The organism is Shewanella sp. 6_MG-2023, assembly GCF_030547195.1.
Classification (GTDB): Bacteria; Pseudomonadota; Gammaproteobacteria; order Enterobacterales; family Shewanellaceae; genus Shewanella.
In genome coordinates, this window is the sequence record NZ_JAUOQU010000009.1 from 25,893 (window position 1) to 48,245 (window position 22,353).

General features: G+C 40.6%; 19 protein-coding genes and 1 pseudogene. 14 read left to right on the forward strand and 6 right to left on the reverse strand.

Annotated elements, in window-relative coordinates; all coding sequences use genetic code 11:
• Positions 1 to 67 precede the first annotated feature (67 nt).
• The gene (locus Q4533_RS07180) at positions 68 to 1,132 is read left to right on the forward strand and encodes a 3-deoxy-7-phosphoheptulonate synthase (protein WP_102476251.1); all 1,065 of its coding nucleotides are present in this window, start codon (positions 68 to 70) and stop codon (positions 1,130 to 1,132) included.
• A 78-nt stretch (positions 1,133 to 1,210) separates the two neighbouring features.
• Here Q4533_RS07180 and Q4533_RS07185 read toward each other — a convergent pair whose 3' ends face one another.
• Positions 1,211 to 2,491 (reverse strand): HD-GYP domain-containing protein, encoded by a 1,281-nt coding sequence (locus tag Q4533_RS07185; protein WP_303502514.1) that lies wholly within the window; start codon positions 2,489 to 2,491, stop codon positions 1,211 to 1,213.
• 287 nt (positions 2,492 to 2,778) lie between these two features.
• Here Q4533_RS07185 and Q4533_RS07190 point away from each other — a divergent pair, with 287 nt between their 5' ends.
• From Q4533_RS07190 to Q4533_RS07230, 9 genes are all read left to right on the forward strand, one after another.
• Positions 2,779 to 3,858, forward strand: a complete 1,080-nt coding sequence (locus Q4533_RS07190) for a TonB family protein (protein WP_303412540.1) — start codon at positions 2,779 to 2,781, stop codon at positions 3,856 to 3,858.
• 308 nt (positions 3,859 to 4,166) lie between these two features.
• Entirely contained in the window at positions 4,167 to 4,778 is a 612-nt protein-coding gene (locus Q4533_RS07195) for a histidine phosphatase family protein (protein ID WP_198589282.1), read from the forward strand.
• A gap of 203 nt (positions 4,779 to 4,981) precedes the next feature.
• Positions 4,982 to 5,416 (forward strand): acyl-CoA thioesterase, encoded by a 435-nt coding sequence (locus Q4533_RS07200; RefSeq protein ID WP_102438169.1) that lies wholly within the window; start codon positions 4,982 to 4,984, stop codon positions 5,414 to 5,416.
• Between the two features lie 288 nt (positions 5,417 to 5,704).
• Positions 5,705 to 6,367 (forward strand): response regulator transcription factor, encoded by a 663-nt coding sequence (locus tag Q4533_RS07205; RefSeq protein WP_076537614.1) that lies wholly within the window; start codon positions 5,705 to 5,707, stop codon positions 6,365 to 6,367.
• Positions 6,337 to 6,978: a DUF938 domain-containing protein gene (locus Q4533_RS07210; RefSeq protein WP_303502542.1), complete on the forward strand. Its 642-nt coding sequence runs from the start codon at positions 6,337 to 6,339 to the stop codon at positions 6,976 to 6,978. Before Q4533_RS07205 ends, Q4533_RS07210 begins: the two co-directional genes overlap by 31 nt.
• A gap of 189 nt (positions 6,979 to 7,167) precedes the next feature.
• Complete coding sequence (locus tag Q4533_RS07215) at positions 7,168 to 8,013, forward strand: D-hexose-6-phosphate mutarotase (RefSeq protein ID WP_102438173.1); 846 nt, start codon at positions 7,168 to 7,170, stop codon at positions 8,011 to 8,013.
• A 205-nt stretch (positions 8,014 to 8,218) separates the two neighbouring features.
• Complete coding sequence (locus tag Q4533_RS07220) at positions 8,219 to 11,455, forward strand: YdbH domain-containing protein (protein WP_303502515.1); 3,237 nt, start codon at positions 8,219 to 8,221, stop codon at positions 11,453 to 11,455.
• Positions 11,456 to 11,482: 27 nt separating this feature from the next.
• Positions 11,483 to 11,665 (forward strand): YnbE family lipoprotein, encoded by a 183-nt coding sequence (locus Q4533_RS07225; RefSeq protein WP_241901002.1) that lies wholly within the window; start codon positions 11,483 to 11,485, stop codon positions 11,663 to 11,665.
• A 17-nt stretch (positions 11,666 to 11,682) separates the two neighbouring features.
• A complete protein-coding gene (locus tag Q4533_RS07230; RefSeq protein ID WP_102476248.1) occupies positions 11,683 to 12,015 on the forward strand; it encodes a YdbL family protein in 333 nt (110 codons plus the stop codon).
• A 156-nt stretch (positions 12,016 to 12,171) separates the two neighbouring features.
• Here the strand turns inward: Q4533_RS07230 and Q4533_RS07235 are convergent, their stop codons facing one another.
• From Q4533_RS07235 to Q4533_RS07245, 3 genes are all read right to left on the reverse strand, one after another.
• Entirely contained in the window at positions 12,172 to 12,579 is a 408-nt protein-coding gene (locus Q4533_RS07235; RefSeq protein ID WP_102438181.1) for a hypothetical protein, read from the reverse strand.
• A 13-nt stretch (positions 12,580 to 12,592) separates the two neighbouring features.
• Complete coding sequence (locus tag Q4533_RS07240) at positions 12,593 to 13,231, reverse strand: GNAT family N-acetyltransferase (RefSeq protein ID WP_102438183.1); 639 nt, start codon at positions 13,229 to 13,231, stop codon at positions 12,593 to 12,595.
• A 223-nt stretch (positions 13,232 to 13,454) separates the two neighbouring features.
• Positions 13,455 to 15,350, reverse strand: a complete 1,896-nt coding sequence (locus Q4533_RS07245; protein ID WP_303502516.1) for a choice-of-anchor I family protein — start codon at positions 15,348 to 15,350, stop codon at positions 13,455 to 13,457.
• 264 nt (positions 15,351 to 15,614) lie between these two features.
• On the opposite strand from Q4533_RS07245, the gene Q4533_RS07250 reads away from it, so the two are divergent.
• Positions 15,615 to 16,826, forward strand: a complete 1,212-nt coding sequence (locus tag Q4533_RS07250) for a multidrug effflux MFS transporter (protein ID WP_303502517.1) — start codon at positions 15,615 to 15,617, stop codon at positions 16,824 to 16,826.
• Positions 16,827 to 16,879: 53 nt separating this feature from the next.
• On the opposite strand, the gene Q4533_RS07255 is transcribed toward Q4533_RS07250, so the two are convergent.
• Complete coding sequence (locus Q4533_RS07255; protein ID WP_303502518.1) at positions 16,880 to 17,485, reverse strand: LysE family translocator; 606 nt, start codon at positions 17,483 to 17,485, stop codon at positions 16,880 to 16,882.
• Positions 17,486 to 17,896: 411 nt separating this feature from the next.
• Here Q4533_RS07255 and Q4533_RS07260 point away from each other — a divergent pair, with 411 nt between their 5' ends.
• Both Q4533_RS07260 and ilvN read left to right on the forward strand, forming a co-directional pair.
• Positions 17,897 to 19,615, forward strand: a complete 1,719-nt coding sequence (locus tag Q4533_RS07260; protein WP_102438190.1) for an acetolactate synthase 3 large subunit — start codon at positions 17,897 to 17,899, stop codon at positions 19,613 to 19,615.
• On the forward strand, positions 19,615 to 20,109 hold the full coding sequence (gene ilvN, locus Q4533_RS07265; protein ID WP_076537586.1) for an acetolactate synthase small subunit: 495 nt from the start codon (positions 19,615 to 19,617) through the stop codon (positions 20,107 to 20,109). Before Q4533_RS07260 ends, ilvN begins: the two co-directional genes overlap by 1 nt.
• A gap of 396 nt (positions 20,110 to 20,505) precedes the next feature.
• Here the strand turns inward: ilvN and Q4533_RS07270 are convergent.
• Positions 20,506 to 20,673 (reverse strand): annotated as a pseudogene (locus Q4533_RS07270) (transposase); the annotation flags it as partial.
• Positions 20,674 to 20,878: 205 nt separating this feature from the next.
• Between Q4533_RS07270 and Q4533_RS07275 the strand changes: the two are divergent.
• On the forward strand, positions 20,879 to 22,300 hold the full coding sequence (locus tag Q4533_RS07275; RefSeq protein WP_102476243.1) for a DEAD/DEAH box helicase: 1,422 nt from the start codon (positions 20,879 to 20,881) through the stop codon (positions 22,298 to 22,300).
• Positions 22,301 to 22,353 lie beyond the last annotated feature (53 nt).

The window sequence follows — 22,353 nt, forward strand, 5'->3', positions numbered from 1 at the left end:
CCTGCTAATTAGTTATAATCTCGAGCAATATGATGTTAATTCATCGCAAACATGCTCGGTAAAGTGAATGACTATTAAAACAGACGAACTACGTACATCCCTTTTATGTAAGGTTATTTCTCCTGCGCAACTCGCATCTGAATACCCACTGACGCAAGATGCTGCCGATTATTTAGTTGAGCAACGTCATGAAGTTGAAGCCATTATTGCTGGCGAAGATCAACGTTTATTGGTCATCATTGGTCCTTGTTCAATACATGACACCGACGCCGCTTTAGATTACGCCCAGCGGTTAGCCAAACTTCACCATGAGTTAAAAGACGACTTATGCATTGTGATGCGGGTTTATTTTGAAAAGCCGCGTACTATTGTTGGCTGGAAAGGATTAATCTCAGACCCTGATCTTGATGGTAGTTTTAGCCCAAACAAAGGCTTACGTATGGCGCGTCATTTACTTCAGCAAATCACTGAATTAAAACTGCCTATTGCCACTGAGTTTTTAGATATGGTCAATGGTCAATATATTGCCGATTTAATTACCTGGGGCGCTATTGGTGCCCGCACCACTGAAAGCCAAATTCACCGTGAGATGGCGTCGGCTTTATCTTGCCCTGTTGGCTTTAAAAACGGTACTGACGGCAACATTAATATTGCAGTCGATGCTGTTCGCGCCGCCCAAGTACCACATATATTCTATTCACCAGATAAAGATGGTGCTATGGCAGTTTATCGTACACACGGTAACCCGTATGGCCATATCATTTTACGTGGTGGTAAAACCCCGAACTATTCAGCCGAAGATGTTGAAATCGTCCGCGCCCAGCTCGAAACCGTTGGCGTAACCCAACGTATGGTGGTTGATTTTAGCCATGGTAATAGTGAGAAAAAACATAAAAACCAGCTAAAAGTTGCTGATAGCATCATGGCGCAAATGCGCGCTGGCAGCACTGCGGTTGCAGGGATTATGGCAGAAAGCTTTATGATTGAAGGCAACCAGAAAGTCGTTGAAGGCCAGCCATTAACATACGGTCAAAGTATCACTGATGCTTGCCTGCATTGGGAAGACTCAGAAAAATTATTACGTGATTTAGCCCAAGCCTCTAAAGAACGTAAAGCACTTTTAGCCAAATAACGGCTCAAGTATTAACTTATAAAAAAGCCAGTTAGGGTAACCTAACTGGCTTTTTTATCGCTTTAACTGGTACTGACGTTAACTCACTTTTTGTGCCGACGGCTCCACTGCTTGTAAACAAGGAACATTGGTATAAGCGGGATCGTCATCTAATGAGCTTAATGATAATTGCTGAAATTGTTCATGTACGCTCATGAAGCTCTCAACCAACCTTGGATCAAAATGTTTGCCCTTTCCTGCAACTATCACTCTTACCGCTTCATAATGACTAAAGGGCTTTTTGTAACACCGTGGTGAAGTCAGCGCATCGTACACATCCACTAGCGCGACTATTCTTGCAGACAATGGGATCTCGAGACCTTTTAGCCCTTTAGGGTAACCACTGCCATCCCACTTTTCATGATGCCCACCAGCAATATCACGGCCCATTTTTATAAAACTGCATTGAGGCGCAAATTCAATTAGAGAATCTAACACTTCTGCGCCAATCACTGGGTGAGCTTTAATATTTTCAAACTCTTCAGGGGTTAGTCGACCCGGTTTTAATAAAATAGCATCGGCAATCCCCACTTTACCAATATCATGTAATACAGCTGACAGAGTTATTTCTTCTACAAATGAGCCAGTTAACTCATTAGGCGCATCTTTGTCTAACCCTCTTTGGTTTGCCAATAACGCGGCATAGTGCTGCATACGTAATAAATGAGCGCCTGTTTCATTGTCGCGATATTCTGCCAATTTGGCTAAACCAATCACAGTTGCTCTTCTTGAAGTTAATGTTGACTGTAACGAACTGAATAATTTTTCTAATAAATAACTGATAGAAAGCGTAAGAATGGCATTAGCTGCCACAAAATTAATGCATACAACCGCCCAAATAATACTGTTGTAGCCTTCAATACTCGGCCAAGGCAACCAATTATAATGACCGCAAATACCAACAATAACTAACGACATGGCATTGAGTATTTGCGCCCAATAACTGGCATTACGACCTAATAACACCCCTGTTAATGGAGGAAAAAGAAATAACCAGAAAAAACCGGCACCACTTGGGCCTATCGCCAGTAAGAAGCCTGTTCCAATCATATAGGCAAGTAAGCAACCAATGATGAATCGCAGTCTATTTGCTAAGTTGTTTTTATAAATAATCAGCAATAAGGTGGCATAAACCACTGTATTAAAGATCGCCATCGGCCATAAGCCTTGAACAATACACAAATAAACACTAGTAAAGTAAACGGGAATACAAAGGAAGGCTAACGTGGTAAATATCCGGTCAAATACCACTTTACGCCAAATGCATAATGATTCATTTGATGCGGTGAGCTCTCTTAACAAGCCTGCAAATGGTGACATACTTCATCCTTGAATCGTTCATTGGAACAACCAACCTTGCCTTTTTAAAACAAAAATATGATGCTTTAAGCTTTAAGTATTGTAGAGATAGCGGGAATAGCAACATAAATTGCCGATAAAAACCTGTTACCTATAAATAGATTTGCCGCCACAGCCTTAAACAATTATTGCCCCATGAGCTCAATTTTTTTGCCGCTAACAGCTTGCAAGTTTGACTCAGGTAAAAAAAACCGCCAGCTTAAAGGAAAATATCAAGCACAAAATATTGATTATTTAAAAGGATTTACATGAAATCATCATCATCTCTTAAAACCATAGCTGTACTTGTTAGTAGCTTACTTTTGCCTGTGACATCTTTGGCTGCTAACAGCGATTTTAATACTGCATTTAAAGATTATAATTTAGCATTAGAAAATAATGATGCGGTGTTAGAACTACAATATGCCCGGTTAGCGTTTGATTTAGGTAAGCTCAAATTTGGCGAGGATAATATTAATAGCGCTAATTTAGCCTTAAATTTAGCTACTGCGTTAACTAAAAACGCGCAAAAATCACAAGCAATGACTTTTTACCAATTGGCCTTAGATATTTATCGTACCAATGGTGACGCCATTGACGATATAGAATTAATTGATCCACTCACCTTACTGGCCGATGCCACTACAAATAACAAACAAGCAAGATCTTTACTCAATGAAGCAATAAATATTAGTGAAGACTCTGGCAATCCACTATTACATGCTAAAACCTTGATGCTGGCATTTAAACGCTTGGTGAATACTGAGTTTTATACTTCTAGAGTTAAGCAATTTCTAATTGATGCTGAAACGATATACGTGCAGCATTTACCGGCTAATTCTGCAGATAGAGTCGATGCTACCTATCTGCTCGGCTCAGTATTACTTTGGGAAAAACAATACTCTGAAGCTGAAACTAAACTTTTACAAGCCATTAAAGAGTACAGCGTGCTCGATTATGACCATCCCTTCGAGTTAAGTGCTCACGCTAAATTAGTTGAAATTTACAGCTTGCAAGATGAGCCAACCAAGGCTACCGAGCATTGCGTAGCCATTGGAAATATGACGCCATGGGAAGCTAATCAAGAGCAAACACCACTATTTAGATCTAACCCTAATTATCCCAGATCAAAGCTGATTCAACGAAAAGAAGGCTTAGTTCAATTGTCATTAACGATTGATAAAAATGGCTTTGTCACCAATCCTAAAGTGATAAAATCCAAGGGTGGGAAATCCTTTGAAATAGAAGCATTAAAAGCACTTGAGAAATGGCGTTATGCGCCAAAATTTGTTGATGGCAAACCCGTTGAAGCAGAAACCACCCTGCAACTAGATTTTTCCATCGGATAAATTATTGGACATTCTACTGTTCTTTAAAGTCAGCCATCGCTAGCCACTTGAGTTATTTATCTAGGCTAAGACAGTAATAATAGTCTCGTTAATTGCTGTCCTAGTCTAATGTTAAGTGACTAAAGTTAAGTGCCTCATGTTACTTTACTAAAGTTAAGTGACTCATGTTACTTTACTAAGGTAAAGTGACTCATGTTATTTGACTAATGTAAGGTGACTCATGTTACTTGACTAAGGTTAAGTGACTAATATTAAGCGACTCTCGTTAATTACTTAATCAACAACTCCCCCCGAAAAGCGATAATAAAATGATGAGCTACCCTTCAGTAAAAATTATATTTCAGTTAAGCATCATATCGATAATTTTCATTGGATTAAGTTCGCCAATTCTCGCCACAGCCAATGAAAAAAACGCCGCAGTAAATAGCCATAATACTCCTGCTATGTCTAACGCTAGCGCATCAACGTCCCATAAAACCAGCACCATTTTTTTGGTTCGCCATGGTGAAAAACAAACTGGTGAAGATCCACAATTAACAGAACAAGGTAAAAATCGCGCCCTTGCTTTAGCGAATACCTTATCAGCAATTAAGCTTGATGCCGTTTATAGCACTCAATACCAGCGCACAGAGCAAACAGCGCTGCCAACAGCTAACTCACAATACCTCAAAATCAGTTACTATAATCCCAGAGAGTTAGCTGAATTTGCCAGCCAATTACAGCTTAATAGTGGCGCTAAGGTATTAGTGGTTGGACACAGCAATACCACCCCTAAACTGGTGAATTTACTGGGCGGCGAACCCGGCACTGAGATTAATGAAAAATCTGAATTTGACCGTTTATATATAGTAACGATATTTGCCCCAAGCAGTTCAGAAAAACCAGCAGCGCAGGTTAGTACCACATTGCTAAAGTATTAGCCTACTAAAGACCTGTGTTATTGGCCTTGTTGATTTAACCTAAAACAAGTTAGAGGCTCATGAAACTTGTGCATATTATTAATTAAACTTTGCTAATCTAAGGCTACTACTCCCTCGCACAGCTACCCTTTATTCCCGCTTAAACGTATAATCGCGCCACCTTGGCGAAGCCGCCACATAAAAGCATAATATTAGGTCGTTATATGCCCTCCACTAGTCAAACAGAAATCACATCACAGCTTAGTTTTCATGAAGATGTCGCTAAGCGAATCGAACAATCAGAGTCGCGAGTGATTAAAGCAATTTTCCCTTCCAATACCAACCATCACAACACCCTTTTTGGTGGCGATGCATTGGCGTGGATGGATGAAACCGCCTTTATTGCGGCCACCCGTTTTTGCCGTAAGTCTTTAGTTACTGTTAGTTCTGATCGCATTGATTTTAAAAAAGCGATACCGGCAGGTAGCTTAGCTGAGTTAATTGCCCGCGTTATCCACGTCGGTAACACATCAATTAAAGTTGAAGTGAATATATTCCTTGAAGATATGTATCAAGACAAGCGTGAGCATGCCATACGCGGGGTATTTACATTCGTCGCCGTTGATGAGCAGCGCGCTCCAACTCAAGTGTGGCCATAAACTCAAATTGCTATAAAAAACTGCCCATCATAAATCGTGATTGACCCTATTCAATGGCGAGTTGCTTATCAAAAAGCAGGTTTAAGTAACGGAATGACTCTTTCGCTCCGTTACTTTCTGTTTTTACGTACAATCATGCCTTTAACCCATAAGCTTATTAGACAAAAGTCTAAAATAATGAGTTAAATTGTTCGTTTGCCGCTTTGTATTTGATAAACCCTAGAATTTTATCTTACTTATCTGTTACATTAAATCTTCTTCACGTGCAAACAAGACTATTAAAAAGCCATGAAGCTACATAACTTAAATATAATTATTGCCGATGACCATCCATTATTTCGAAATGCATTAAGACAAGCGTTAAGTAATGCCTTTCAAGGTACCAATTGGTTTGAAGCAGACAGTGCTGAAGCGCTGCAACATATACTTGATGATAAAGCCAGTGAGCTTGACCTCATTTTACTTGATCTTCAAATGCCGGGATCCCATGGGTACTCTACGCTAATACATTTACGTGGCCATTACCCTGACATTCCTGTGGTGGTGATTTCAGCTCACGAAGATATCCAAACCATCAGTCGTGCTATTCATTACGGTAGCTCAGGCTTTATTCCTAAATCGGCATCTATGGATACCCTTAAAGAAGCCCTTGATGGCGTTCTTCAAGGAGATATTTGGCTGCCTAAAGGAACTGAAGTACTCCCCGTTTCTGATGATCCTTCAAGCCAAATGGCCAGTAAGCTTTCAGACTTAACCCCGCAGCAATATCGGGTATTGCAAATGTTTGCAGAAGGCTTACTCAATAAGCAAATCGCCTATGACTTTGGTGTATCTGAAGCAACAATTAAGGCCCATGCCACAGCAATATTTCGTAAACTCGGGGTGAGAAACCGCACCCAAGCAGTTATCGCATTGCAGCAATTAGAAATGGAAAAGGTCGACCTATCTTAAGCGAACTCTCTCAACTGCCGTTTTCCCAAGCTTGTGAAAATAATAAAAAACCGATTTTAACTGAGTTAAAGTCGGTTTTTTCAAGTTCAACACAAGTATTAGAAATCGGCAGTGGTACTGGTCAGCATTGTGTTTATTTTGCTAAACATTTACCTCGCTTAATCTGGCAAGCTAGCGATCAAAGTGATTACTTAGCCCAGCTTAATAGCCGCATCCACATTGAAGGCCCTGAAAACCTACTAGCCGCAATCGAACTTGATGTCACCAAGGCTTGGCCAAGTGCACAAATTGCGACAAACATTGATGGTTTATTTAGCGCCAATACTCTTCACATTATGAGCGAATCTATGGTAGTCGCCTTTTTTGAAGGCTTAGGGCAATATCTTAATTTACATGCTAATGTCGCAATTTATGGGCCGTTTAATTATCAAGGTCAATTTAGTAGCGACAGTAATGCGCAATTTGATATGTGGCTTAAGCAAAATAACCCTCAAAGCGGTATTAGAGATATAGAGTGGATAACATCACTTGCAAGCGATCAAGGCCTAAGCTTACAAGCCGACACCTCAATGCCGGCCAATAATCGCTTATTACATTTCAGCCGCAGCTAAATTAAATGATTATATTAAAGCGCATCACTTAATACTTAATCTCGGCAACATTAGCATTATTGCTTATCGCTTTTGCCGAACACTAAAACCATAAAATCAAAGCCCAAATAGCTTAAGTTATGTCGCAAAACTTTGTAAGCTAGAGCTTAGTTATTTCTCTAACGATATCTACAACAAGGAACACGCATTATGGGTTCGGTTACCACTAAAAAACACCCAAACGGTTTGGAATTTGTCGAAGTTAATACCCCACTTTGTCAGGCACGTATATTTCATCAAGGGGCTCAAATAGATTTTTTCCAGCCCAAAGATAAAGCGCCTTTGTTATGGGTCTCTGATGCTGATGATTATCAGCCGGGTAACGGTATTCGCGGCGGCATTCCAATATGTTGGCCATGGTTTGGTGCCAGTGACATTGAAGGTTTCCCGCAGCATGGTTTTGCCCGCACCAGTTTATGGTCTTTAGCATCCGTTAAAATGCGCAATCAAATTGTTGATTTAGTGTTTACCTTGAAAGTTTCAGCCGAGCAGCAACAGTATTGGCCACATGATACTGAGGTAAGTGTATTATTTTCACTGTCTGAAACGTTAACTGTCAGCATAGTGAATAAAAACAATGCTGATTACCCAATTAACTTTACCCAAGCATTGCACAGTTATTTTCCTATTGAGGATATTCATCAACTTAAAGCCTCAGGCTTTAAAGATTCCAAATACATAGAATTTGCCAAAGGCCCTTTTGCCCAAGAGTCTGACGACGTGTTATTTGACCGTGAAACTGACCGAGTTTATACAGGTTTAGCACAAACCCAGGTACTGCATACTGCAGCTGGTGATATTGAAGTCAGCCGTGAAAACAGCCAGTCTGCGGTGTTATGGAATCCGTGGATTGATAAGTCCCAGCGTTTATCTCGCTTTAATGATAATGACTATCTCACTATGGTTTGCCTTGAAGCGGCTAACGTATTAGAAGATGAAGTTCACTTGCAAGCAGGTGAAAGTCATACCCTCACAACCCACATTCGCTGGCGATAAGCATAATTTGCATCAGTTATTTCCCTGTTAATAGCACAGCTTAACCTGCTGTTGTTAACAGGGTGATATCAGCGAGTAAACTGCTGTGATAAACTAGCTTACAATCAATATCTTAAAAGACTACTCAGCCCAAATGACAGTTCGCCTTTTTACTGTTAAACGATTCTTTATCCTATGCTTTTTTACCATTGCATTAGGCTTGCTTGTGCTGCAACAAAATTTTCGCCCTATCGCCTTAAAAGTACTTAACACCCTCACCTCGGCTTATGATATTCAGGTTAAAGATCTCGCGGTTAGCTTTGATACTGTTAATAAACTCAATTTTAAATTTATCTCCCTTGAGTATGAAGATAGTGTAATTAGCTTACACAATGCCGAGCTAAGATTAGTCGATGGCTATGGCGCATTAAAAAACATGGCTCTGACAATACAAGATTTTGAGGCTGTTACAGTAGAAAGAATTGATGTTAACTTAGGTTATTCATTTCTTAAGCGCCGTTTTGTGGGTAAAGATAACCAAGCAACAACTGACGCTGATGTCGGCCTGAGTATCAATCATTTGCCGTTCATTGAGCTGGCTAAGATAAATATTTACTGGGCTGATGATAAAGACTTAACTCAGCCGTTAATCGAGGCGCATAATTTAAGCCTTGCTGCCAGTGGTCAAAATCAAAACATAGCAGTTAATCAAACAAGTCGTAAAAAAAGCGCTGCTACATCTTTTGCTACTTCAACTTCAACAATACTGACAGGTAAGCTGTTGCTTATGCAGCAAGAGTTTATTGATATTGCGCTAAGCCTAAATCCACGTGAGTGGCAGCTTAATTCCGATGTCGATATCAATAAAGTGCTCCAAAGCCTGCAATTGCTGGAACAGTCAGTGACTCAGAGAATAACGGCCACCACGAATACAGATGAACAGCAGGGATTACAACTATTATCCCAAGCTTTAGCCCCTGTAATAACGCCTATTTCAGCGGCAAATTATCAATTTAATGGCAACTGGTTAGGGCAAACACGATTAGATTTACCAAGTGGGTCAATCAGCAGTCATCACGAAATTAGCAATATTGAAATCGCGCCAACTGCTGACAATAACGTTAATAGTACTATTAGCTTTAAACCTGAAATGCCCATCAGCCTCGAGGTTAATTATCAGCCACAAGATACACATAATGCTAATCAGCGGGTATCAATTTCTTTAGCGCCGTTTTCGTGGCAGCAATCCACCAGCCCAAAGGCGCTTATAAAACTCAGCGGTTACTTAAATGATATTCAAGGTAATCGTGCAGATAGCGTTGCCAACGTAAATCAAAAAGTCGAAGATCGCCAAAATCTCGAAAAAAACCAAAGTGAGAACAATATACAGTCATTACTGACTCAAGTTGCTAAGCTTAGCGCCGAGACAAATACAGGATTACCTAAGGGTGACGCCACTATTGACTGGTCTTTGGCGTTTAACTCACCGACTTACATGGATATCACACTGGCTAACGATAGCCCAAACTCAAATAGCCATTATGATTTACATATAGCTTCATTCAATGCACAAATAGCCCATCCACTGCTTACTACTCAGCTCATTTTTACTGATAACAGCGCCGCTATTGCTAATGAAAACTACCAAGTAAAAAGCGCAATAAATGTTGATATCAACCAAGTTAAACCAATTGATTTAAGTCACTTAGATAATGTCGACAGTACTTTAATTATTGATGGCGCAAGCTTAACAGGCCAATTAGCTGTTGAGCATCAGCTAAGTCAAAATCACCCCACAACCAAAGTTAGCCTCAAACAAAACGCTCAATTACAGCTTAGTGATTTAAGCTTAATATCTGCCAACAAACTTATCGCCTTTGAGGGACTTAACTGGCAACAACAAGGGGCTAGCGAGCTTAGTTCAACCATTGACGGCAGCCAAATAAAGCTCAATGACTTCTCATTCGGATTTGATAAGTTTCATCTTCAAGATCTAAGCACGGCAACTGATACGATTAACGCCAAAGAATCGCTTGAAATACATTTAGGCCAATTTGCTGTTGATGCTAAACAAGCAATTGAGTTATTTATGCCAGCGACGTTACCCGTGGATGAATTAACCTCAAAGCTCTTACCTTCAAGTATGAACCAGCCTAAGAATCTAGCTAGTAACAATTCAACTAATGACATCAAAAGCCAACCAAGCTTACTTACGTCATTATTAAATCAGCGCAATAGCAGTGATTTAATCTGGCAATTAAACGATATCCGCATCGATAAATTGATCCCGACTAAATCAAAACTGCGCCGCTATCCACTACTGCGATTAGACAGCTTAACCCTTGAGCAAAACCTGCAGTTACACAGCCAGCTGCTCACAGGTAAAGAGCTTTGGCTACTTGATGAGCTAGCACTATCGAGCTACCACCTACTGCAACTACCTAAAAATAATAACCCTTTATCATTAGCCGGTCAGTGGCACACTGACTCTGATTTAGCCCCTCTGCTTGGAGTGTTAGCGCAAACTCAAATGCTGCCGAGTGATTTATCCATTGCAGGCCATAATAAATTGGATGCTGGTTTTGCCCTTGTTGAAAGCCAAGGGGTATCCTTATTTGAAATGAAATTTACTCAGTCACTCTCTGATGTTGAGGCGCAGTACAACGAAATGTTTTTTGATAATGGCAGTATCAATGCCCAATGCCAATTTAACTGGCAACAAGCCCATAGCTCACAATTATTAGCAAAAACCTACAGCCAAAGTCGATTATTGTGTCAACAAACTGAGCTAAACATTGCTAACGCCTATGTCGGCATAAACTTAGATGAACTCAATCTCAAAGCCGATATTTCATTAGGTAAAAATGAGCAAATACCTGCCAAGAACTGGTTACAAGAAATCACAGGTTTAAGTGATACAGACGTCAACTTAACAGCACGGGGCAATTTACTGGATGGCGAGTTTTTAATACCTGAGTTTTTTTTAAAATTACACGATAAGTCAGAAGGCTATTTGATGCTTAACGGCATTAGTTTACAAACCTTACTGGCAGCACAGCCTCAAGTAGGCGTATATGCCGATGGGATCTTTGACGGAGTCTTACCCGCGACTTTAGTTGATGGAAAAATTAATATTGCCGGAGGCCATTTAGCCGCCCGAGCCCCTGGCGGCTTAATCAAAGTCTCTAATAACCCAGCACTTGAGCAAGTGAAAGCAAGCCAACCTCATTTAGAGATAGTGGCGCAAGCATTAGAACACTTGCAGTATTCCGAGCTAATAAGCACACTTGATATGCAACAAAATGGCGATGCCCAATTAGCCGTTCAAGTAAAAGGACAAAGCAAAGATATTGAACGACCTATTCATTTGAACTACTCTCATGAAGAGAACCTATTTCAATTATACAAAAGCACGCAGATTGGTAACCAACTGCAAAATGATATTGAACGTTCCGTGAAGTAAAAGGACACCTTTGTGAACACTCAGTCGATTTACCGAATATTTCTTATTGCCGCATCAGTACTGCTGATAGGCGCCTGTACCCCAACCGTTAAAATTGAGCCACCAGATAAGCCTATTGTCATTAATCTTAATGTAAAAATTGAGCATGAAATCATTATAAAAATCGATAAAGAGCTCGATATTCTTTTAGAAGATGATGAGCTGTTTTAATCAATAAGGAAGCAATAATGAACACAAAAATCATGGCTTTAGTTTTAACGTTACTTCTAGGGTTAACACTGAGTTCAAATGTAGCTGCGTTGACATTGCAACAAGCTAAAGACCAAGGATTAGTTGGTGAGCAAACTAATGGTTATCTTGGTTTGGTGGTCAATGATAACGACGCAAAAACATTAATAACTGAGGTAAATAGTAAGCGAAAGCTACATTATCAAAAAATTGCCAAAAAGAATAAATTATCCACTGAAGATGTCGCTGCAAGAGCCGCGCAAAAAGCCATTGCCGCAGCCAGAAAAAGTCATTTTATCCAAACAGCTAAAGGGAAATGGACTCAAAAATAAATGACTAAATACCGATTTCAGTCGATCGATTATGGCTTGGAGCTTGGTATGAGAATTAACTGCATGAGGGATAATTGCATTATATGTACTAGCTCAGACTTTAACAAAACTAACGCGCCTTGGTTTAAAATACCTTGGCGCGCCGCAAACTTAAAATTACATAGTGACCATTGCCCAGTAATCGAGACGCGCCTTAGGATCTAACACCGCTTTTTTACACACTTCTTTGTATTTATTCATTAACGGACCTAAGCCGCTTTGGCCTTGTAAACTGGCAAGCTGCTGGTTTTTCGCTTCTGTGACCGCTTTAGCCGCCTTTTCGGCACTTAAGTAGCCCGCGGCTAATTTTTCAGCTTCAACTGCTGATGTTTTCAATCTTTCACCAACCGGTTTCATCTGCGGCGCATTCATACCCATAATCATGCTAGAGCTAATTTGATAATATGCGGCACATTGGACTAATTCATTAGTAAATGCGGCTTCAGCTTTATCTTGCGCCTGTACGCTTAAGCTAGTGGCAACTAACGTGATCGCAGCGGCGAACTGATATCCTTTTTTAAACATACTGTATCCTTTCTTAGTAATTAATTTCTGAGTGCGCAATGCTATTGCTAAATTGTTGTTGGTAATGAGCTAAACGATGCTTTAAATGCTGCTTAACCGTTGGCCATTCTGAATCAATAATGGAGTAAACAACTGTGTCTCTGACTGTGCCATCTTTCAAAAGTTTATGGTTTCTTAACACCCCATCTTGCTTAGCCCCAAGACGCGTAATTGCCTGCCTTGATGCTTGATTGTGCCAATGGGTGCGAAATTCCACCGCCATGACATCCAAGGTTGAAAACGCATAATCGAGTAATAACAATTTGGTTTCGGTGTTAACACCGGTGCGCTGGGCACGTTTTGCATACCAAGTGTAGCCAATTTCTAAGCGACGATTAGGTTGATCCCATTGGCAGATACGGGTGCTACCGATCACCTCACCTGATGTTTTGTCCCGCACGGCAAAAGCCAATGCTTCGCCAAGTTGTTCTTGGGCTATGGCTTTTTCAACATAAGCTTTCATATCATTGGCATGTGGAACCGAGGTATACCAAAGCTCCCATAAGTTGCCATCAGCAGCTGCAAGACTTAGCGCTGGCACATGCTCGAGTGTTAACGGCTCTAAAATGACATGTTCACCCATTAAAAAAGTATGACTGTCTGCGTATGCCATTGAGTGCTCCTAGATAAATAGTTAACTTGATCAAACAATGACAGAATACATGATCTAGATCAGAATAAAATCACCTTTTTGCTATTAAAAACAACAATAATGTCTTGTCTCATACGAACCAAAAAACCAAAAAGACCAATATCAATTGATATTGGTCTTTGGAGTAAGTGTTCTGAGTCAAGATTGCTGCTCGAGTGTAACGATGGATTTAGCTTATTTTGTGCTAATTAAAACTTATTTGATAAACACTGGTGCTGCCGCTTACTTCATTGCCAATAATTAATAATGGCAAACCTGTAGGGCTATCCTCAGCTAGAATAAATTTCATCCCTTCTGGGCCTAAATCACCCACAAGCTCAGGTTGCCCACTCATGGTTTCGCCGTCTATTTCAAAGTCGATATCAAAATCACGGTTCACCACATAGTCAATAAAACTGACGTCAAAAGGATTAGTAATATCGTAAATCATTATCCCAGATGTACGCTCTAAGCCGATGAAAGCATAATTTTTATCACCGATTCTACCTATCGCTAGCGCTTCAGGCTCAGGACCTTTATCATCACTGCGACTATCGCCTTTGCTTTCTTCATTATGATTGTTGAAGTTTTCACCTAGCACTGCTGCGGTAATCCTCTCAAAGTCATTACCACTATCAAAGACTAATTGACCAGCATGACTCCAGATAGAAAATGAGCGGCCACCATAAGATACAATTCTATCAAAATCGCCGTCATTATCATCATCACCCATGCTAGTGGTAACCTTTAATCGGCCTAATTGAGTTTTATCTTGGGCGGCTAATATTTGCGGGTGGCTTGAGTCTAAAATCAAATCATCGGCGCGGGCTTCTTCAGAAAAACCATCATAATCACGAGCATCACCTTCATTGGCTGTGACAATAAAGTCTTGTCCATGCCATTGATAACTGGCGATAGTGTCAGGCTGATACATCCCATAGACACCAGCATAATTAACGATATTAATGGCATCATCTTTGTCGCTGGCATCAAGCTCATTACCTGCTTTACCGTAATCTTTAAGGCCTAAAGCATTAATGGCTTCGACGGTATTATTCTCTAAGTTAATCACTGCGATAGCATTGTTTTCTTGTAAGCTGACATAAGCAAACTGATTATCTTTGGACACTGCAATATACTCAGGCTCAAGATCCTGTGAAACTGAAGCGTTTGGTCCATTAATCTTAATCATATTACTAAGCTCATTATGGCGAGCTTCACCTAGATTAAATTCATTAAAATCAATCAAAGTAGCAGTATCTGCTGGCAGACCATCGGTAATCTCTATCAACGCAATAGTACCTTCTGGGTCAACGCTATAATCAGAGTTTGGCTCACCTTCATTTGCTATAACCAGTTTGGCACCATCATGGGTAAAAACCACATTATCCGGTAATGCCCCTACTTCTACGGCCTTAATAAATTCAGGCTCTGCAGTGGCTGATAATTGATAAAATGCAACGATACCCTTGCCTTGGGTCGCATTGCCGGCACTATCAGCTCTTTCAACTGCAGCGGCTAATAAGTCGCCATAAATACTGACACTGTTGACGCTGCCTAAATCATTAATTTCAGCATCTTCAGCAACGTTTACACTTAAGGTTTTAGTAAGGTTGTTTAAAGTAATCGCAGTTATGTCATCGGAACTAACCCTTGCTAACGAAGATAAGTCTAGGACATCTAACATGCCACTTTGTGCATTAACTACATATACGCTGTTGCTAGCCTGATGAAAGTCAACAATTTCTGCTGCGCTTTGGCCATAAATTCCTGATTCATAACGACCGATTAGCCCTAACTGCAATTGACCTTGAGCTTCAGCACATAGTATTTGAGTTTGGCCAGCAAGCACTTCATCTGTGTCTAAAACACCATTTATGTTTACATCAATCCCCGTGTCGATCTGTTGACCACCAAATGGACACTGGCTATTGCCAGCAGTTAATTCAGTGATTGAGATTAACGAGCTTAAACCATTCGTACCATCAACACCTTGAACGCCATTAAGACCATCATCACCATTACAGCCTGCTAGCAGCATCATTGACATTACTGTGGTTAACGGCAAAAGTGTGGTTAACGGAAAAATTTTCGTTTTCATGCTTTAGTCTCTATTAAGTAATTGTTGCAAAGTTGGGCGCTAAGCTACTCAAGTTCGATGACACTAAAACGACAACAATGTTACTTTAATGTTAAGCCTCAACAGTCTGATTTAGTAAAGATTAAAATACACTTAATTCCTGATATTTTTCGATGCTGATCACCTTTTTCATGGTAAAATTTTGCCAGAATTTCGTACTCTCTTTCCTATAAAATTCTTCGATGTGATCCTATTTTATGTCTATCCAATGAGGTTTTTGTCAGCATGTCTTCTAACTCTCCTTCTGTGACCTCGGCGCAGAACTCCCCAAACCTTGCCATGCTTATTCCGATGCTGGCTGCGATTGTGGCCATAACCCCATTAGCCATCGATATGTATTTACCAGCAATGTCTGCCATTGCTGACAGCTATTCAACCCATGTCACTACAGTGCAGCAATCGTTAAGTATTTACCTTGCGGGCTACGCGCTAGGGATGCTCACTTTTGGCCCGCTTGCTGATCGCTTTGGCCGTAGGCCCTTGGTCATTTTTGGCTTAAGTGGGTTTACCTTAATCAGTTTCTTTATTTCTATCACCGCTAATATTGAGTTATTTTTAGCGCTGCGTTTTTCCCAAGCATTTATTGGCGCAGCTGCCACGGTTGTGGTACCTGGTTATATTAAGGAAGTTTATGGTGACAATACTGCCAAAGGAATGTCTTACGTCAGCTTAATAATGATGTTAGCGCCGTTACTTGCGCCCAGTGTAGGCAGTTTAATTTTAGAAGTGGGTGAATGGCCGTTAATCTTTTTAAGCCAAAGTTGTTATGCTATATTTTTGCTTTTGTTGGTTATTTTTAAATTAAAAATGCCCAGCGACAAAGCAAAAGATGCCCGCAGTAATAAGTCTTTTTTAAACGCCTATAAAACCGTGCTGAGCCGCCAAGGTGTGAAACTCAATATTAGTTGCGGAGTACTGACTTCCTTTGCGTTTTTCTGTTATTTAACAGCTTCGCCTTTCATTTATATGGAAGTCTTTGATTTAGATAAAACCTTATTTTCAATATTATTCAGTACTAATGTCGGCGCTCTGATGTTGGCGAACATTTTAAACTCTCGAATTGTCGGGCGTTTTGGCTCAAACAGAATGCTGTTTGCTGCAACCGTGTTTGCCACCTTAGCAGCCGCAGGTTTGTTGCTGGTGAATCTTTTAGGCTTGAGTTACCACTTTACTGTCGCCATGCTGATCCCATTAATGGGCTGTTTAGGAGTGATGTCAGTTAATGCCGATGCCATTGTGTTGATGAAATTTAAAAAAGAAACCGGTACTGCAACGGCTGTAATTGGCACTCTGAGATTTGGCTTTGGCTCATTAGCTGGTCCTTTATTGGCTTTCTTTTATACTGGCACCGCGGTGCCATTTTCGGCGATGATGTTGTTATCAGTAATGCTGGTAATGGGTTGTTTATTGTTTCAACGTACCCAGCCAAGAAACTAATCATCTAGCGGCTTGAACTTGTAATAAAACGGCTCATAAAGAGCCGTTTAAATTCACACTAACACCATAGGTAATGTGCTTAGTAACATCGCCGCCATCAACCAATTAAAATTTCGCTGACGAATAGGTGTGTTTAACTTCTGACTGATAGAAGAGCCTATCAGTACCCAAAGCAATGACATTAGTAGCCCTACAATATTGAATACCAGCACCCCACCAATTGCCGTTGTCCAATATAAATCACCACTAATAGTAAATGCGCTTAATAAGCTAATTGAAGCCATCCATGTTTTAGGGTTTATCCATTGGAAAAAGGCCGCTTCAACTAAGGTTATCGGCTTAGCCCTTTCGCTGGCTTGATTGCGTCCATGTTGCGTGGCTATTTTGACTGCGAGATAGATCAAATAGCTAATGGATGCATATTTTAACATCTGATGTAGTAGCGGCCATGACTCAAATAAAGACCCTAAGCCCAATAACATAGCCACATGTAAACTTGTTTGGCCTACACGGATCCCAATCATATGCGGCACTGTTTGTTTAACACCAAAATTAGCACCAGAGTTAGCCAATAGCACATTATTAGGACCGGGTGTGCCCGTCATGGTCGCGCAAAATAGTGCGGCCGATAACATCAACATGACAACAGATGGGTCCATATATTTCCTATTTAAACATTTTAATAAAGTCGCCTTAAACTCAGCAAATACCTGTCCGAAAAACAACACAATACAAGCAAGCGTAATATACTCGGTTTAATTCAAGTTTCTGCAGTTTTCACGCTTTTTAATTAATTTAAAACGCCTAATTGTCATTTATCTTAAACAATCATGAAATACTTTCATCTAAATTACTTTAATTCAACAAGACACTTGTATCGTGCTCAAAAATAAATATGATGAAGGTATCTTGGAAATCAGCAAGATACATATTTAGTCAAATTATCTGAGGCGGTTTTCTACTGCGTAGATAAGCGAGTTCGAATTACCGTTCGGGCTTATTTTTAGAACGATTACCGTCGTTGTAGCAAGATACTGTTTACCATAACGGTAACTTAAGAGGATTTAGCAATGGAAAAATTATCCGGCGCCAGCATGATAGTGCGCTCGTTAATCGATGAAGGCGTAAAACACATTTTCGGCTACCCTGGTGGCTCAGTTTTAGATATTTATGATGCGCTGCACAAAGATTCTGGCGTAGAGCATATCCTAGTAAGACATGAACAAGCAGCTGTGCATATGGCTGATGGTTATGCCCGCGCCACCGGTGATGTGGGTGTCGTACTGGTAACCTCTGGTCCTGGTGCTACTAACGCCATTACCGGTATTGCTACCGCCTACATGGACTCTATTCCTTTAGTGGTTTTATCAGGCCAAGTTCCGAGTAATTTGATTGGTAATGATGCTTTCCAAGAATGTGACATGATTGGGATCTCACGCCCTATTGTCAAACATAGCTTTTTAGTTAAAGATCCCCGTGAAATCCCCGAAATCATCAAAAAAGCTTTTTATATTGCAGCAACCGGTAGACCTGGCCCTGTCGTAGTTGATTTACCAAAAGATTGCTTAAACCCTGAAGTCCTGCACGAATACATTTACCCTGAAAGCGTTAATATGCGCTCTTACAATCCGACAACAGCAGGCCACAAAGGTCAGATACGCCGTGGATTACAAGCGCTGTTATCGGCTAAAAAACCTGTGTTATATGTGGGCGGCGGCGCTATTATTTCAGGTTGCGACCAACAAATTATTCGCCTAGCTGAAAAGCTCAATATTCCAGTCATTAATACCTTAATGGGCTTAGGCGCATTCCCTGGCACTCACCCACAATGTTTAGGTATGTTAGGCATGCACGGTTTGTATGAAGCTAATATGGCGATGCACAACTGTGACTTAATTTTTGGTATTGGGGTGCGTTTTGATGACCGTACCACCAATAATGTAGAAAAATATTGCCCTAATGCCACCATTTTGCATATCGATATTGATCCGGCATCTATTTCTAAAACCATACGAGTGGATATACCGATTGTTGGCTCTGCTGAAAATATCCTCGATAGCATGTTAGCTTTACTTGATGACACCGAAAAAACCAACGACAGCGAAGCGCTTGATGCTTGGTGGGTTGAGATTAATCAATGGCGCGAAAAAAATTGTTTAGCCTATGACAAATCAAGTAATCGCATAAAGCCACAGCAAGTGATCGAAACACTGCATAAATTAACCAATGGCGATGCCTACGTCACCTCTGATGTGGGTCAGCACCAAATGTTTGCCGCGCTTTACTATCCATTTGATAAGCCACGCCGTTGGATTAACTCAGGCGGGCTTGGCACCATGGGCTTTGGTTTACCTGCAGCCATGGGCGTAAAAATGGCGATGCCAGATGAAACCGTAGTGTGTGTTACGGGTGATGGTTCAATCCAAATGAATATTCAAGAACTTTCAACTGCGCTGCAATATGACACCCCAGTAAAAATCATTAATTTGAATAACCGTTTCTTAGGTATGGTTAAGCAATGGCAAGACATGATTTATTCAGGTCGTCATTCACACTCTTATATGGATTCAGTGCCTAATTTTGCCAAAATCGCTGAAGCTTATGGCCATGTTGGCATGACGATTAGTGATCCTAACGAATTAGAGTCAAAGTTAGCTGAAGCATTGGCAATGAAAGACAAGTTAGTCTTTGTTGATATTAGCGTTGATGAAACAGAGCATGTTTATCCAATGTTGATCCGTGGAGAAGCAATGAAAGATATGTGGTTAAGTAAAACGGAGAGAAGCTAATGCGTCGTATTATTTCTGTATTATTAGAAAACCAACCAGGGGCATTGTCTCGTGTGGTTGGACTGTTTTCTCAGCGTGGCTACAACATCGAAAGCTTAACCGTTGCGCCAACAGAAGACACCACCCTGTCACGCCTTAATATTACGGTGAATGCTGAAGCTGATGTTCACGAACAAATTGAAAAGCAACTTCATAAGTTAATTGATATTTTAAAAGTCTCTAACATAACTGAAAATGCCCATATTGAGCGAGAACTGGCATTGGTCAAAGTTAAAGCCCAAGGAGAGATGCGTGAAGAAGTCAAACGCACTGCTGATATCTTCCGAGGTCAAATAGTGGATGTCACCGCCAGCTTGTATACCATTCAAATGGCCGGTACCAGCGAAAAAATAGATGCCTTCATCAGCGCGCTTGCTGAAGTCACAAAGGTAATTGAAGTTTCTCGCTCAGGCGTTGTAGGTCTTGCCCGTGGCGAGAAAGTCATGAAAGCATAGTGTTTACTTTTTACATGGCTAGTAACAAGTCTATGTATAAAAAAGTGTCACAATAAAGGGAGCTGATTAGCTCCCTTTTTTATGCTTATTATTGTTAACTTATAAATTTGACCTAATTGATTCACTGTTCATGTTTGAGAGCAATAATGTTTGATCAGAAATGGCAGGGGCTTGCTTATTTATTGAACTTCGACTTGATGAAGTTTGATCGTTTTCACTAGCTGAAGTGAAGTTATTGTCAATTGAAAACAATATCGTTTGATCATTTTGTAACTCACCTCTGGACATTTCCGAGTTAGATCTCTAAATCTAATTGGTGAATTTAGGATTAAAATTTCTATGCTAAGTGAGTTCAACTACAAATGAGTGGCCAAATTCACCTTGTCACTACACTAAACGTTCATTTCCTACAAATGCCAGTAACTCTTTGGGTTGCTCACCTTTAATCGCTGAATTTATGCATCGTTGAATACTAGTGTAATCTGAAGTTTCAGGTGTTGCAGCCATTTGCGCGCGAATTGGATTCAAATCAACGTAGGCCATACAGGCAAGAACTGCTGCGTCAAAACTTTATTGACTGCCGACAGATCATATTGATTCACCTTGTTAGCTTTACGCTTAAAGCGAAAACAGCCCTACCCTATATTTTGCTCACTCTGTTATACTAACCAGCTATTCTTTACCACTGCGCCATGATTAACGCTAAGCCAAACATTAATCATTGCTGACAGTGTTGTTAATTATCATTTTACTTTACCCGAGATTACACATGCCATTTTCGAAGCTGGGATTAAGCGATCCAATAATCAGTGCACTTAGTTCTTTAGGTTATACCAAGCCGACTCCCATTCAATCTAAGGCTATACCTGTTGCTTTATCGGGTAAAAATATCATTGCCGCGGCGCAAACCGGCACCGGTAAAACAGCCAGCTTTGTACTGCCTATTATCGAACGCTTTAAAGCCCCCCATAAGGTACGTGGCAAACGCGTCAAAGCACTGGTATTAGCACCTACCCGTGAACTGGTGATTCAGGTTGAGCAAAACATCAAAAAATACAGCCAGAACTTATCAATAAATTCAATGGTCATGTATGGCGGCGTTGACAGTAATGCCCAAAAGCAAAAGCTCATTGAAGGCATTGATATCCTGGTGGCAACGCCTGGCCGTTTGCTGGATATGTATACTCAACGTGCCGTTAACTTTGACGAGCTTGAAGTGTTAGTGCTTGATGAAGCCGATAGAATGCTGGATATGGGCTTTATTGAAGACATTAACCGCATCATCGAATTGTTGCCTGATGAACGTCAAAACATGTTGTTTTCAGCCACTTTGTCTAACCAAGTTCGCGCTCTGGCTAAATCAGCTATGCGTAACCCAGTGCAAATTTCAGTGGTTGAAGATGCTGACGCAGCGCCAAAAATTGATCAATGGTTAGTTACCGTTGATAAAGAAAAGAAGTCAGCATTACTAAGCCAGTTAATTAAAGACAACGATTGGAAACAAGCGCTGATCTTTATCGAAACTAAACACGGTGCAGCAAAGCTGGTGACTCAATTAGAAAAGCGCGGCATTATTGCAGAGTCTTTTCATAGTGGTCGTAGCCAGCCGATACGTGAGCAATTACTTAAAGATTTTAAAGATGGAAAAATCACCTATCTTATTGCCACTGGTGTTGCTTCTCGTGGTATTGATATTGATGACTTACCTATCGTCATTAACTACGACTTACCATACCCTGCTGATGATTATGTGCATCGCATTGGTCGTACTGGCCGTGCTGGGGCGTCTGGTATTGCAGTGTCATTGGTGTCAAAAGATGACTTTAAAAATCTCTGCGCAATTGAGCGCCGTTTGGGTCACTTAATTGTCCGTAAAGAAGTTGAAGGCTTTACTACGCGTAAAGAAGTACCGATTTCAATCTTAGATTTTGTCCCTAAGAATGCCAAAGTGCCAAAAGCGAAAACTGATGACAAGCCAACGCTTTCTCGTGGCAAGTCAGATAAGCCAAAGAATAATCATTACGATAAAAATAAAGCCAAACGCTTTAACAAAGAAAGCGCAGCTAAAAGCCCATATAAAACTAGTGACCGCGGCGAGAATAGAAGCTCAGACTCTCGCAAGCCTAGTAAAAATAACACCAGCAGATCAGTGCCCAATGGCACTGGTGCTGTAAACCCTTGGGGTAAATAGGCTGATATTTTTATAGCCGCTAGGTTAAAAGCCACACTTGGTCAATATTGTTT